13 protein-coding genes are annotated in these 13369 nt (G+C 68.8%); 8 read left to right on the forward strand and 5 right to left on the reverse strand.

Annotation, left to right across the window (positions count from 1 at the left end):
* Positions 1-40 precede the first annotated feature (40 nt).
* The 8 genes from odhB to CBR61_RS12315 all read left to right on the forward strand — a co-directional run bounded on the left by odhB (position 41) and on the right by CBR61_RS12315 (position 8399).
* Positions 41-1276 carry a 2-oxoglutarate dehydrogenase complex dihydrolipoyllysine-residue succinyltransferase gene (gene odhB / locus CBR61_RS12280; protein ID WP_088914620.1) on the forward strand — a complete coding sequence of 412 codons (1236 nt, stop codon included), beginning with the start codon at positions 41-43 and terminating at the stop codon, positions 1274-1276.
* A 16-nt stretch (positions 1277-1292) separates the two neighbouring features.
* Positions 1293-1763 (forward strand): acyltransferase, encoded by a 471-nt coding sequence (locus CBR61_RS12285; protein WP_088914621.1) that lies wholly within the window; start codon positions 1293-1295, stop codon positions 1761-1763.
* 35 nt (positions 1764-1798) lie between these two features.
* Positions 1799-3205 carry a dihydrolipoyl dehydrogenase gene (gene lpdA, locus CBR61_RS12290; protein ID WP_088914622.1) on the forward strand — a complete coding sequence of 469 codons (1407 nt, stop codon included), beginning with the start codon at positions 1799-1801 and terminating at the stop codon, positions 3203-3205.
* A gap of 13 nt (positions 3206-3218) precedes the next feature.
* Positions 3219-4070, forward strand: a complete 852-nt coding sequence (locus tag CBR61_RS12295; RefSeq protein WP_088914623.1) for a hypothetical protein — start codon at positions 3219-3221, stop codon at positions 4068-4070.
* Between the two features lie 43 nt (positions 4071-4113).
* Positions 4114-5604: a DUF4403 family protein gene (locus tag CBR61_RS12300; RefSeq protein WP_157696578.1), complete on the forward strand. Its 1491-nt coding sequence runs from the start codon at positions 4114-4116 to the stop codon at positions 5602-5604.
* 73 nt (positions 5605-5677) lie between these two features.
* Complete coding sequence (locus tag CBR61_RS12305; RefSeq protein ID WP_088914625.1) at positions 5678-7036, forward strand: amidase family protein; 1359 nt, start codon at positions 5678-5680, stop codon at positions 7034-7036.
* 38 nt (positions 7037-7074) lie between these two features.
* Complete coding sequence (locus CBR61_RS12310; RefSeq protein WP_233996727.1) at positions 7075-7758, forward strand: PepSY domain-containing protein; 684 nt, start codon at positions 7075-7077, stop codon at positions 7756-7758.
* Complete coding sequence (locus CBR61_RS12315; protein ID WP_088914627.1) at positions 7755-8399, forward strand: trimeric intracellular cation channel family protein; 645 nt, start codon at positions 7755-7757, stop codon at positions 8397-8399. Before CBR61_RS12310 ends, CBR61_RS12315 begins: the two co-directional genes overlap by 4 nt.
* A 17-nt stretch (positions 8400-8416) precedes the next feature.
* Here the strand turns inward: CBR61_RS12315 and CBR61_RS17055 are convergent, their stop codons facing one another.
* From CBR61_RS17055 to CBR61_RS12340, 5 genes are all read right to left on the reverse strand, one after another.
* The gene (locus tag CBR61_RS17055) at positions 8417-9325 is read right to left on the reverse strand and encodes a hypothetical protein (RefSeq protein WP_088914628.1); all 909 of its coding nucleotides are present in this window, start codon (positions 9323-9325) and stop codon (positions 8417-8419) included.
* Positions 9326-9530: 205 nt separating this feature from the next.
* Positions 9531-10073, reverse strand: coding sequence for a hypothetical protein (locus CBR61_RS12325; protein ID WP_088915614.1), 543 nt, complete (start codon positions 10071-10073; stop codon positions 9531-9533).
* Between the two features lie 147 nt (positions 10074-10220).
* Positions 10221-11651, reverse strand: a complete 1431-nt coding sequence (locus tag CBR61_RS12330) for a serine hydrolase domain-containing protein (RefSeq protein ID WP_088914629.1) — start codon at positions 11649-11651, stop codon at positions 10221-10223.
* Positions 11652-11737: 86 nt separating this feature from the next.
* Positions 11738-12157: a 50S ribosomal protein L17 gene (gene rplQ, locus CBR61_RS12335; RefSeq protein ID WP_088914630.1), complete on the reverse strand. Its 420-nt coding sequence runs from the start codon at positions 12155-12157 to the stop codon at positions 11738-11740.
* Between the two features lie 113 nt (positions 12158-12270).
* Positions 12271-13326 carry a DNA-directed RNA polymerase subunit alpha gene (locus tag CBR61_RS12340; RefSeq protein WP_088914631.1) on the reverse strand — a complete coding sequence of 352 codons (1056 nt, stop codon included), beginning with the start codon at positions 13324-13326 and terminating at the stop codon, positions 12271-12273.
* Positions 13327-13369: the final 43 nt, after the last annotated feature.

The following is a 13369-nucleotide window of genomic DNA, read 5'->3' on the forward strand; positions in this document are numbered from 1 at the left end:
GCTCGAACCGAACGGAACGAAAGTTTAGGAACGCATTGAGATGGCCACCGAAATCAAAGTCCCCGTCCTCGGCGAATCCGTCACCGAAGGCACGATTGCCGAATGGCTCAAGCAGCCCGGCGAAGCGGTCGCGGTTGATGAACCGATCGCCAGTCTCGAGACCGACAAGGTCGCGGTCGATGTGCCCTCGCCGGTCGCGGGCGTGATGAGCCAGCACGTGGTCGCGGTCGGCGACACCGTCGAAGTCGGCGCGGTGATCGCGATCATCGAGGACGGCGCGAGCGCGCCTGCGCCTGCACCCGCCCCCGCCGCTGCTGCCGCCAAGGCCGACCCGGCCCCGGCCCCTGCTGCGAGCGAGGAATTGCTCACCCCCGCCCAGACGATGTCGCCGGCGGTGCGGCGCGCGGTGCTCGAGCACGGTGTCGATCCCTCGACCATCAAGGGCACCGGCAAGGATGGCCGCCTGACCAAGGAAGATGTGCTCGCCGCCGCCGAAGCCAAGGCCAAGGGCCCGGCCACGCCGGCACCCGCTCCGGCCCCGACGCCTGCCCCCGCGCCCGCCCAGACCGGCAGCGCGCGCGGCACCGAGCGGGTCAAGATGACCCGCATGCGTCAGACGATCGCCAAGCGCCTCAAGGCTGCACAGGACAATGCCGCGCTGCTGACGACCTTCAACGACTGCGACATGAGCGCGGTCATCGAGGCGCGCGACAAGTACAAGGACCTGTTCGCCAAGAAGCACGACATCCGTCTAGGCTTCATGGGCTTCTTCGCCAAGGCCGCGTGCCTCGCGCTGAAGGACGTGCCGGCGGTCAACGCCTATATCGACGGCGACGAGATCATCTACCACGACTATGTCGACATCTCGGTCGCCGTTAGTGCGCCGAACGGCCTTGTCGTTCCCGTGATCCGCGACGCCGACAAGAAGGGCTTTGCCCGGATCGAGCAGGACATCGCCGATTTCGGCGCGCGCGCCAAGGCGGGCACGCTGACGATGGAGGACATGACCGGCGGGACCTTCACGATCTCGAACGGCGGCGTGTTCGGATCGTTGATGTCGACTCCGATCATCAACCCGCCGCAGAGCGCCGTGCTGGGCCTCCACCGCATCGAGGACCGCCCGGTCGTCCGTAACGGCGAGATCGTGATCCGTCCGATGATGTATCTCGCGCTTTCGTATGACCACCGCCTGATCGACGGGCGCGAGGCGGTGACCGCGCTCAAGATCATCAAGGAAGCGATCGAGGATCCCACCCGGATGCTGATCGACCTCTAAGGGAGGCTGCCCGAGAATGCTCGTTGCCCTGCGCACCTCCTTGCAGGTCGCAATGGCCCGCCTGCGGACCTTGTGGCTGGCCCGCGTGTGGGGGATGCATATCGGCAGCGACGTGCGCATCTCGGGCAAGGCGCATCTCGATTTCACCAATCCCGGCGGGGTCCATATCGGGGACATGACCCTCATCGCCCCCGGCGCGCGGGTGCTGACCCATGATTTCGTCGGCGGCTATCTGCGCGATACCCGCATCGGGGCGCGCTGCTTCGTCGGGGCCAACGCCACCCTCCTGCCCGGGGTGAACGTGGGCGACCAGTGCATCGTTGCGGCCGGTGCCGTTGTGACGCGGGATGTGCCTGCCCATTCGCTGGTCGCCGGGAACCCGGCACGGGTGCTGCGCTCGGACCTGAGGCTGGGCAGGCACGGACGCACAATGGCCTCGACACTCGAGGCGATCGCGGTTGAAATCACCGCGCGCAAGAACAACTAGACTCCATGCGGAGCAAGAGGAACGGTATCCCCATCATGGCTGACCACAACTACGACTACGACGTCCTCATCATCGGTGCAGGCCCCGGCGGCTATGTCGCGGCGATCCGCGCCGCTCAGCTGGGTCTCAAGACCGCCTGCGTCGAAAGCCGCGGCACTCTGGGCGGCACTTGCCTCAACGTCGGGTGCATTCCTTCCAAGGCGCTGCTGCACGGCTCGGAGCTGTTCGAGGAAGCCGCGGGCGGTCACTTTGCGACCTGGGGCATCACCGCCACGCCCACCCTGGACCTCGGCAAGATGATGGCCGAGAAGACCAAGGCCGTGGGCGAGCTGACCGGCGGGATCGAGTTCCTGTTCAAGAAGAACAAGGTCACATGGCTCAAGGGACACGCGGCATTCGAGGACGCGCACACCGTCACCGTCGCGGGCGAGAAGGTCACCGCCAAGGACATCGTGATCGCCACCGGATCGAGCGTCACCCCGCTCCCCGGCGTGCCGGTCGACAACGCGGGCAAGCGCATCGTGGATTCCACCGGCGCGCTCGATCTTGATGAAGTGCCCGAGCACCTTGTGGTGATCGGCGGCGGCGTGATCGGGCTGGAACTCGGCTCGGTGTGGCGGCGCTTGGGCGCCAAGGTCACCGTGATCGAATTCCTCGACCAGCTGCTCCCCGGCATGGATGGCGAGGTCCGCAAGGAAGCGGGCAAGATCTTCAAGAAGCAGGGCATGGCGATGATGCTCGGCCAGAAGGTCACCGGCGCGAGCGTGGACGGCCTGACCGTCACCCTCACCGTCGAACCGGCCGCGGGCGGCGAGGCGCAGACCATCACCGCCAGTCACGTGCTGGTGGCGATCGGCCGCCGCGCCAACACCGATGGCCTCGCGCTCGAGAAAGCGGGCCTTTCGGTCAACAACCGCGGACAGATCGAGATCGACCACGATTTCCGCACCGCCGTCGAAGGCATCTGGGCCATCGGCGACGTCGTGCCGGGTCCGATGCTCGCCCACAAGGCCGAGGACGAGGGCATCGCGGTAGCCGAGAATATCGCGGGCCTGACCGGGATCGTGAACCACGATGTGATCCCCAGCGTCGTCTACACCGCGCCGGAAATCGCGGGCGTCGGCATCACCGAGGAACAGGCCAAGGAAAAGGGCCTCGCCGTCAAGGTCGGCAAGTTCCCGATGATGGCCAACAGCCGCGCCAAGGCCAACCGCGACACCGACGGCTTCGTGAAGGTGATCGCCGATGCCGAAACCGACCGCGTCCTCGGCGTGTGGATGATCAACAGCCTCGCAGGCACGATGATCGCCCAGGCCGCGCAGGCGATGGAATTCGGCGCCACCTCGGAAGACATCGCCTACACCTGCCACGCCCACCCGACCCACGCCGAAGCCTTCAAGGAAGCGGCGATGGCGGTGACGGGCAAGCCGATCCACATGTGATCCGAACCCGGGGGTGAGCGCGCGCGCGTCCGATCGCTGGCGGCTCGCCCTGCCCCTTGCTATCCCGTCGGTCGGCGGGCTGGCCTACCTTGCCGCCTTCGAAGCGCCTGCGCGGCTGATCGCCATCAATGCCGGGGCGCTGGCCGTGGCGCTTGTCTGGGTGCTGGTCGGGCGCTTGCCCGAACGGCAGGGAGCGCGGCTTGTACTGGGCGGCGGTGCGGCGCTGGCGCTGTTCCTCCCGGTGCTGACCGGTCCCGAGATCGGCGGCGTTGCGCGGTGGCTGCCTGCCGGGCCCGTGAGCCTGCAATCAGGCGCGCTGCTCCTGCCGATGATAGCCGTCATAGCTGCGCGGGAAAGGGCATGGGGCCCGGCCCTGCTGGCGCTGACGGGCGCGGCGCTCGCGCTGCAACCGGACGCAGCCGCGCTGGCGGCGCTTGCGGCCGCGAGCGCGGTGCTGGCCCTGTTCCACCGCAGCATCGGCTTCGCCTGTGTCGCCGCGGGCGCATCGGCGATGGCCGTCCTTACCTTTAGCGCGGGGACGCTGGAGCTGCAGGTCTACACCGAAAACGTCCTGCCGCAGGTCGCCGGACGCTCGGCGCTGACCGCCGCTGCGCTCGCACTGATGCTCTTCATCCTCCCGCTCTGGCACCTCGTGGTCGAACCACAACCCGGGCGGAGCGAGGGGCTGGCACTGGCCGCCCTGCTCATCGCCTTGGGCGCGATGGCGGCGATCGCGCCCTTCCCCTATCCGCTGATCGGCCATGGCGCCGCGCCGATCCTGGGCTTCGGCCTGGCACTGGGGGCAAGCCGCCGCACGGCACGGGGAGAGCCGATCGGGGAAGGCGGCTTTCGCGCAGGTGCGTGACGGGCTATGGCAGCGTCGGGTCAACGGGGCAGGAGAATAGGCCGTGGGAGCGCTGCGCAGGGTCGCGATGGCAGGCGCGGCAGCCGTTCTGGCGCTGCTCGCTGGCTGTTCCGACGCAGCCGAGCGCCTGCCGGCCGCCCCGCCCCGCGCCACCGACCGCATCGCCCTGCCGCAGGAGCCCTCGCAGGTGGCCGTCGATCTCAAGGTCGACCTCGCCGATCTCGAGCGCGCTCTCGAGCGTGAGCTACCCCGCCGGCTGTGGCAGATCGACCGCCCGGGCAGCGAATGCATCGCCTCGAAGAAGGTCGATCTGGCGCTGTTCGAGGTGAAGTCGCCGAAGATCGAATGTCGCATTGTCGGCCAGGTGACGCGCGGGCGGATAAGGCTCGGCGGCAAGGGGCAGGCGCTGCTCGTCACCATGCCGGTCAGCGGCACGCTGGCGGCGCGCGATGTGGCGGGGATCTTCAAGGGCGAGACCGGAACGGGTGCCGCCGAGGTCGCGATGTCGCTCCGGCTCGACCTGACGCGCGACTGGACCCTCGCCGGGCAGAGCCGGATCGACTATCGCTGGACCCGCGCGCCGGGGATCGACTTCCTCGGGCGGCGGATCACATTCACCAGCGAGGCCGACCGCGAGCTTGCTCCGGTGAAGCGGCAGGTGGAACGGATCGTCGCCCGCGAGCTCGCGCGTCTGCCGGTCAAGCCGACCGCGCAGGCAGGCTGGCGCGAGGCGCATCAGGTGATCGAATTGAACCGCGCCAACCCGGCGGTGTGGGGCCGGCTGACCCCGCAGGCGTTCCGCTTCGGCGGTTACGAGGTGCGCGGGCGCGAGCTGACGCTGCGGCTCGGGCTCGACGCGCTGTTCGAGACATATGTCGGGATCAAGCCCGAGGCGAACGCGCCCGGTCCGCTCCCGCCGCTCGCCCGACGCGACGCGGCGGAGACAGACTCGCTGCTGCACATCCCGGTGGTCGCCGACTATGCCGTGCTCGAGCCGGTGATCGCCAAGGCCCTTGCCAAGCGCGCGGCACGGCCCTTTGCGATCCGCGATTACGGTTCGGTCACGGCGCGTTTCGAGGACATCAGGGTCTATGGCACAGGCAAGGGCCGGATTGCTGTCGGCGGGCGCTTCACCGCAACTTCTGACCTTCCCGTGATCGAGCAGGCGAGCGGCACGATCTGGCTCACCGCGCGGCCCGTGAGCACCCCGGGCTCGCGCGCGGTCGGCTTTGCCGACGTGGCGATCACGGGCGAGACCGACATCGTCGGCGAGGCCTTTCTTTTCGCACTCGCCAATTCTCCCGAATTCCAGAGCACCATCAGCGATGCCCTCGCGCAGAATTTCGAGAAGGACTTCGAAAGCCTGCGGAGCAAGATCGAACGCGCCCTCGCCGCGCGCAAGGGGCGGATCACCGACTACTCCATCGCCATCGAGAACATCGCGACCGGGCAGATCACCGCCCACGGCGAAGGGCTCTACCTGCCCGTCGATGTCACGGCGCGTGTCTCGGCGCGGCTCCAGCGCCTGAACTGACGACAACCGCAAACCTGACTCTTTTGCCCGCCCGCGCCGCCCGCTAGACCATCAGGGCCGAGGGGGATCACGCATGGCCTATCCGAAACTCACCGACAAGGCGGGCGCGCTCGCGACCAGCGCCGCCGTGCGCGCGGGCAAGATGAGCGTTGCCGAGGCGGTCGATGCCGCAATCGTGAGGGTCGAAAAGCTCGATTGCGAGATCGACGCGCTCGCCGTGCCCAACTTCGAGGCGGCCTACGCCGAAGCCCGCGCGCTCGATGCTGCGGGTCCTCGGCACGACCAGCCGCTCTATGGCGTGCCGATGACCATCAAGGAGAGCTTCGACGTTGCGGGGCTTCCCACCACCTGGGGTCATCCGCAGTTCCGCGATCAGCCGGCCCCGCGCGATGCACTGCTGGTGCGGCGGCTGAAGGCGGCGGGCGCGATCATCATCGGCAAGACCAACGTGCCGGTCGATCTCACCGACTGGCAGAGCTTCAACCCGGTCTATGGCCGCACGCGCAATCCGCACAATCCGGAGCGTTCCCCCGGCGGCTCCTCGGGTGGGAGCGCCGCGGCGGTGGCGAGCGGGATGGTTGCGTGCGACTACGGCACGGACATTGGCGGATCGGTGCGGGTACCGGCGCATTTCTGCGGCGTCTGGGGGCACAAGACGACCTGGGGCCTTGTTCCCAAGCACGGCCACGATCACCCCGCGATGAGCCGCCGCGAGGGCTTCGTCGCCGCCGCCGACGGGCCGCTCAGCATCGCAGGGCCGCTCGCCCGCAATGCCGCCGACCTCGCCGTGCTGGTCGAGGTCGGTGCCGAGGTACCTCTGCGCCGCCGACGGAAGCCGCTGAAGGAATGCCGCCTGCTGGCGGTCACGCAGCTGCCCGGCGCGCCGGTGGATGCCAGCGTGCTTGAGCCGACCGAAGCCGCGCTCGAAACGCTGGCGCGTGCCGGGGTGCGGATCGACCGCGCGAGCGACCTCCTGCCCGATCAGGCGACGCATTACCGCAGCTATCTCAAGATGATGAACATCACCATGTCGGGCGGCGGCCCCACCCCCGACGGCAAGCGCGCCACCGCGACCGACTGGTTTGCGCTGATGAACGCGCAGGCGACCTGCATGGCGCAGTGGGAGGCGCTGTTCGCCCAATACGACTTCGTCCTCGCCCCGCCCGCTCCGGTGCTCGCCGTGCCCCACGCCGACAAGGCGGTGTTCCGCGGGACGCTGACCATCGACGGGGAGGAGGAACCGGGCGGGAGCGGCCTCGTGTGGTCCGGCATGGCGACCTTCCCGGGCCTGCCCTCGACCGTCCTGCCGATCGGGTCGGGCACCTATCTGGGAGCCGAGCTGCCCTGCGGGATGCAGGTGATCGGGCCGCGCTGGGCCGACCTCGACTGCATCGCCGCCGCCGAGGCGATCGGGAACATCTTGCACGGCTGAGCGCCCTTCGTCATGGCGCGGGAATGAAGCTTCTCTCCATGCGCTCCCTTGCCAAGTGGCACATCTGGCTCGGCTGGCTGGTCGGCGTGCCGATCGCCATGTGGCTGGCGACCGGCCTCGTCATGGTGGCGCGCCCCATCGACGAGGTGCGCGGCGATCACCTGCGCCGCGAACGGCCGGCAAGCCCGCTCGTAATCCCCGGCAGCACCCTTGCCGCGCCCGAGGCGGGCCTCAAGGAGATGCGCGTCACGATGCAGGACGGGCGCGCGGTGGCGATCCTGACGACGCTCGACGGTGCCACGCGGCGGGTCGACTTCGCGACCGGGGCCGCGCTCGCGCCGCTCGACGCCGCTGCGGCGCGGGCGCTGGTGGCCGAGAGGATCGTGGGCGGGGAGAAGGTCGCGCGCGTCACGCTCTTCCCCGCCGAGCGCACCCCGTTCGATTTCCGCCGCCCGCTGGCAGTGTGGCAGGTGGCGCTGACGGACGGCACCAATATCTACGTCGGGCGCGACACCGGCGAGATCGAGGCGGTGCGCACCCGTTGGTGGCGTGCCTTCGACTTCGCGTGGGGCCTTCACATAATGGACCTCTCCGAACGCGAGGACACCAGCCACCCGGTGCTGATCCTCTTCGCAGCCCTGTCGCTGACAGGGGCGCTGATCGGCTGCGTGCTGATGTTCCGCCGCCGCAAGGCGCGTCCGGTGGCCGCAGGGACGAAATGACCCCGACCGTCCTGACCCCGATCCTCGACCTTCTCGACCTGGCCGGCATCGCGATCTTTGCGCTGTCGGGCGCGGTGCTGGCGGCGCGGCTCAGGCAGACCTTCGTGACGATGGCCTTCTTCGCCCTCGTCACCGGCGTCGGCGGGGGGACGGTGCGCGACCTGCTGATCCGGGCACCGGTGTTCTGGATCGACGATCCCTGGGTCGCCGCCGTATGCCTCGGCACGGCGCTGATCGCGTGGTTCACGCCGGTGCGCTGGTGGGAGGGCAAGGGCTTCGACTACGCCGACGGCGCGGGCCTTGCCGCCTATGCCGTGCTTGGCAGCGCCAAGGCGCTCGCCTACGGCATCCCGCCGGTGCCCGCGGCGCTGATGGGCGTCATCACCGGCAGCGTCGGCGGCATCATCCGCGACGTGGTCGCCGGCCGCCCCTCGATCATCATGAGCCCCGAACTCTACGTCACCCCTGCCGCCCTCGCCTCGGCGCTGTGTGTGGCAGGGATGCTCGCGGCGCCGCTGCTCGGTCTTGCCGATGCCGCCGCATGGGCGCTCGCCTTTGCCTGCGGATTCGCGCTGCGCAGCGCCGCGATCGGCTGGGAATGGGGTCTGCCGAGCTATGGCGGGGACCGGGAGGGGCACTGAGGCCCCTCTCGCTCGCATCAGCCGCCGATATCGCCGTCGATCGTCTCGGGGATCACCTCGCCCGGGATCGGGCCGCCGGGATAGGCAGGCATGGCCGTGCCAAGAGCCGGGCTCAAAGCCGTGCCCTGCGGCACCCGCGCGACCTGGACCGTGGTCTCGCTCACCGCGATGTCGGGCCGCACCGTCCCGCCGACCCGCGCACGGGCATCGGCGTAGTAGCTGTCGTCGAACTGGCCGGCGGCCCGCGGCGCAGCCGGAGCATCACCGCCGTTGAACCCGACACCCGAGAAGCCCCGGCCATAGTCGATCCCGTCGATCTGGCCGCTGTTGCCGATCCGGCACTGGAACGCGGAGCCGTCATAGAGCGCCCCGCTCACCCGCCACCCGGCTCCGGTGCGCTCGACATTGTCGACCGTGTCGACCCGCACGTCGCGCTCGATCCGGTCGAGGCAGATGTTCACCGCATTATCGAGGCCCGAGGCGCCCGTACCGCGCGGGGCCGAACGGCGATCGTCGCGGCGGTCCCAGTTGCGGTCGCGTTCCCAGTCGCGGTCGCGGAAATCGGCGTCGCGCTCGACGACCACCACGTCGCGGTCGCGCTGGCGGCGATTGTTGGCATTGGCGATGGCGATGGCGCCGCCGATGATGGCGGCGCCGATCAAGACGTCGCCGCCGTCGATGCGGTTGCGGCGCCAGCCACGGCCGCCCCAGCCACCGCCCCAGCCGCAGCGGCGCCCCCAGCCCCAGCCGCAGCGGCGCCATTCGGCGCTGTCAGCGGCGGGATCGAAGCGGCTGTGGGCAAGGACGACGGAAGGGCTGCCCAACGCCGGCGTCGCGGAAAGCGGCGCAGCGGCGGCGGGCGCGGAAACAAGGGTGGTGCCGGCAAGCGCGCCCGCGATCAGGGTCGCGCGAAACATCAGAGCCATTGCTGCTCTCTCCTGTCGATGTTGTGGCCCCCACCAAGGCCGGATGCGGACGAGACTAGCCGTGCGAGGCTTGCGCTGGGCTGAACCGGCCGAGGCGACCCGAAATGAAGCCGCCCCGCCAGCGAGTGGAGCGCTGACGGGGCGGCAAGGGTGCGCGCGGGACGATAAGGCAGGAGACCCGCGCGCGAGGGGAAGAGATGAGGGATCAGCGCAGGCCGCGGATGCCGTCGAAGTCGATCAGCGGCGCACCGCGCCCATCAATGCGGCAGGTAAAGCGCCCGCGGTCGCTGCGGTTCCAGCCGCCGCCCACATCGATCCGACCGCGCACGCGGAACCCTTCGCGGGTCCGGTCGATGTCGCGCACGTCGATCACGTCGGCAAAGCGGTAACCGCCGAAGCGCCGGGCCTGGTTCTCGGCAGCGCGCACGCAGCGGTCGACAGCGGCGCGCGGACCACCGGCGAAGCCCCAGCCCCCGCGATCCCAGTCGCCGCGCCGATCCCAGCGGTCGCCGCGGAAATCGCGCCGGTCCCAGCGGTCGCGATCACCGTCGAAGGCGCCCGCCAGCGCCGCGATGCCGCCGATCACCACGGCGCCGGCGATGATCTCGCCCGCGCTGATGCCGTCGCGGTCGCGGTCGCGCGCCATGGCAGGGGTCGCCGAGGCTGCGGTCAGCGCCGTGGCCGCGACCGCGCCGAGCACGAGCCGGGCCGATTTGCCGGAGGCCAGCCGGTTGGTCGTGGTGGTCATCGTAAGGTCCTCGTCCATCACCCGGAGGCGGGATTGCCGCAGGTGTCGAGGCCGTTTTGCGTGATTCGGGGTGTGGCGAAGCTGAATCGGGATGTCAGGTGTTGTTAAGTTTAATCGCCGCTTTGATGAACGCATCGCCGCTATGAGCTACTCTTCCAGAGCGGCTAGAACATCGCGCGTGAAGGCCGCGATGTCGAAGCCCGAGCCTGCCGGATCCTCGCCCCGGCGCACGATCACGACCTTCCGCGAGGGCACGATCACCACATATTGTCCGCGATTGCCGATGGCGGCGAAGGTGTCGGGCGGCACGCCCTCCTCGCGGTTCAGGAGCCAGAACCCCGCGCCATAGCCAAAGGTGCCGGTGGGTGGCTGCGGCCCGCTGGGGGTGGTGACGTACTTCACCCAGCCCTCGGGCAGGATGCGCTTGTTGTTCCAAACCCCGTCTTCGAGATAGAGCTGGCCGAGCTTCGCCAGGTCCTCCGCCGTCGCCCAGACTTGCGAGGAAAGGATGTAGTCGCCCTGCCAATCTGTCTCGGCCACCGTTCCCTTCATGCCCAGCTCTGCAAAGAACCTGGCGGGAGGATGGGCTTCGAAGGTCCCCTTGATGGCAGCCACGGCGGCGAGCGTGTCGTTGTTGGCGTAGCGGAAGGTGCTGCCCGGCGCGGCAACCAGCGGCCAGTCGAGCGCGACCTCCGCGACGGTAGCCCCGCCGAAATAGAGCGGATCGGTGCGGTTCCCCGGCGTGTCGGAGTAGCGGCCCGAAGCCATGCGCAGCAGGTGGTCGACGGTGATGTCACGGCGCGGGTCGGCGGCAGACAGGCCGAGACCGGCGGAGGCGTTCACATCCGCCTCACCGCGCTGGACAGCGGCACCCACCAGCGTCGCGGCGATGGACTTGGCGACCGACCAGGTGCGCAGCGGAGTCGCTTCCGAAAAGCCGTCGGCATAGAACGTGGCATTGAAATCGCGCGAGCCATCGGGATGGAAGCTGCGGACGACAAGCGCCGTGGTGCGCGCGCCCTTGCCGTAGGTTTCGGTGCGCGTGTGGTCGAGCGCCCGGGCGGCCAGGACTATCACCTTCCTTCCGCGATCATCCACCGGGCGGCGGATGCGCCCGCGGGATTTGCCGCTGTCAGCAGACGGCTCCTGCGCCGCGGTTGCCGGCACGGTCTGCGCGGGCTCCGACGGAAGCGACCGTTCGGGCGCGCCAAGGGGCCGGATCGCACAGCCGTTGTCGGGTCCGTCATGAACGGCGACCCGCGCCGGCATGCCCTCGGCCCAGCGCACCTGCACTTCGGCGATCTGTCCCGAGACGTTGCGCAGGATCGTGTGTGGCAGGTCGCCGATCACGGCCGCCTGCGGAGACTGGATGCCTACCAGCTCCCATGCGGCGACGCTCTCGGGCGTGCGGATCGCGCCGTTGCGCTCGGCATTGGCGATGGCGCTGCACAGCATCAGCGCCTTGTACCCAGCCGCAAGCGCGCGCTCGTAGCGGGCGTCGAGCGCCTCCTGCTGGTTTTGGGCGGAGGCGGCGACGGCGGGGAGCAGCGCGGCGGCTGCGAATGCGGTGCGGATCATGGCGCGCAACCTATCTGGCCGCCCACAAAAGGAAAGGGCCGGAAGCGTTACCGCCCCGGCCCCTTCGCTGTATCCCGAAACGCGGCTTACGCGTCTTCGTATTCGTCTTCCGACTGCACCGGGCCGCTGTCCTGGCCCTTGGCGGCTTCGTCGCGGTCGACGAGTTCGATGATCGCCATCTGCACGGCGTCACCGGCGCGGACACCGGCGCGCAGCACGCGGGTGTATCCGCCGTCACGATCCGAGTAACGCTCGGCGAGGACCTCGAACAGCTTCTTGAGCTGCGTCTCGTCACCCAGACGGGCCATCGCGAGGCGACGGTTCGACAGGCCGCCACGCTTGGCCAGCGTGATCAGCTTCTCGACGTAGGGGCGCAGTTCCTTGGCCTTGGGCAGAGTGGTGGTGATCTGCTCGTGCTTGATCAGCGCGGCGGCCATGTTGCGGAACAGGGCGTTGCGGTGACCCGTGCGGCGGCCCAGCTTGCGGCCCGAAATACCATGACGCATTTTACTTCATCCTTTGTTCGAAAGGGGCCCGTATGAGGTAGCCCGGTTCTGGTCGGAAAGGGTCCGACCTGCCCTTGCGGAGAGCCCCCGCTTTCGCGGGGGCTCCCTGTTCATCAACCGAGAAGTTCCTGTTCGAGCTTCTTGGCCATTTCCTCGATGTTCTCGGGCGGCCATCCAGGGATGTCCATCCCGAGGCGCAGGCCCATGCTCGAGAGCACTTCCTTGATCTCGTTGAGCGACTTGCGGCCGAAGTTCGGCGTGCGCAGCATCTCGGCTTCGGTCTTCTGGACCAGATCGCCGATGTAGATGATGTTGTCGTTCTTGAGGCAGTTGGCCGAACGCACCGAGAGCTCCAGCTCGTCCACCTTCTTGAGGAGGTAGCGGTTGAGCTGGTTGGCGTCGCTCTCTTCCGGCTGCACGGCGTGGCCGATCATCTGGCCGACCGGCTGCGGGATGCCGTCCTCGAAGTGGACGAACAGCGTTAGCTGGTCCTGGAGGATGCGCGCGGCATAGGCCACGGCGTCTTCCGGAGTGACGGTGCCGTCGGTCTCGACAGTCAGCGAGAGCTTGTCGTAGTCGAGCTCCTGCCCGACGCGGGCGTTCTCGACCTTGTAGCTCACCTGACGCACGGGCGAATAGAGCGAGTCGACCGGGATCAGCCCGATCGGCGCATCGGCCGGACGGTTGGCGACAGCCGGCGAGTAGCCCTTGCCGGTGTCGGCGGTCAGCTCCATGTTGAGCGTCGCGCCTTCGTCGAGATGGCAGATCACGAGATCCTTGTTCATCACCTCGATGTCGCCGGTCACAGCGATGTCGCCGGCGCGGACTTCACCCGGGCCAGTGGCCGAAAGCTGGAGCCGCTTCGGGCCTTCGCCTTCCATCTTCAGCGCGATCTGCTTGACGTTGAGGACGATGTCGGTGACATCCTCGCGCACGCCGGCGAGGCTCGAGAATTCGTGCAGCACGTTCTCGATCTTGATCGAGGTGATCGCGGCGCCCTGCAGGCTGGAGAGCAGCACCCGGCGCAGCGCGTTGCCGAGCGTCAGGCCGAAGCCCCGCTCGAGCGGTTCGGCCACGAAGATCGCCTTGCGCTGACGATCGCCGCCATCCTTGATTTCCAGGGAGTTGGGTTTCTTGAGTTCCTGCCAGTTCTTGGTGTTGACGGACATGGATTTCCCCTAATTCGCCTTTCGGGCGTTTCAAACTTGGGCG

The sequence above is a fragment of the Porphyrobacter sp. CACIAM 03H1 genome (assembly GCF_002215495.1).
Taxonomy (GTDB): Bacteria; Pseudomonadota; Alphaproteobacteria; order Sphingomonadales; family Sphingomonadaceae; genus Erythrobacter.

What these genes read in the sequence shown, in the direction of transcription:
- lpdA (WP_088914622.1), top strand. Translation starts at nt 1,799, where the DNA reads ATGGCTGACCACAACTACGACTACGACGTCCTCATCATCGGTGCAGGC.
- CBR61_RS17055 (WP_088914628.1), bottom strand. Translation starts at nt 9,325, where the DNA reads ATGGCTCTGATGTTTCGCGCGACCCTGATCGCGGGCGCGCTTGCCGGC.
- CBR61_RS12285 (WP_088914621.1), top strand. Translation starts at nt 1,293, where the DNA reads ATGCTCGTTGCCCTGCGCACCTCCTTGCAGGTCGCAATGGCCCGCCTG.
- CBR61_RS12310 (WP_233996727.1), top strand. Translation starts at nt 7,075, where the DNA reads ATGCGCTCCCTTGCCAAGTGGCACATCTGGCTCGGCTGGCTGGTCGGC.
- CBR61_RS12325 (WP_088915614.1), bottom strand. Translation starts at nt 10,073, where the DNA reads ATGACCACCACGACCAACCGGCTGGCCTCCGGCAAATCGGCCCGGCTC.
- CBR61_RS12340 (WP_088914631.1), bottom strand. Translation starts at nt 13,326, where the DNA reads ATGTCCGTCAACACCAAGAACTGGCAGGAACTCAAGAAACCCAACTCC.
- rplQ (WP_088914630.1), bottom strand. Translation starts at nt 12,157, where the DNA reads ATGCGTCATGGTATTTCGGGCCGCAAGCTGGGCCGCCGCACGGGTCAC.
- odhB (WP_088914620.1), top strand. Translation starts at nt 41, where the DNA reads ATGGCCACCGAAATCAAAGTCCCCGTCCTCGGCGAATCCGTCACCGAA.
- CBR61_RS12305 (WP_088914625.1), top strand. Translation starts at nt 5,678, where the DNA reads ATGGCCTATCCGAAACTCACCGACAAGGCGGGCGCGCTCGCGACCAGC.
- CBR61_RS12315 (WP_088914627.1), top strand. Translation starts at nt 7,755, where the DNA reads ATGACCCCGACCGTCCTGACCCCGATCCTCGACCTTCTCGACCTGGCC.
- CBR61_RS12330 (WP_088914629.1), bottom strand. Translation starts at nt 11,651, where the DNA reads ATGATCCGCACCGCATTCGCAGCCGCCGCGCTGCTCCCCGCCGTCGCC.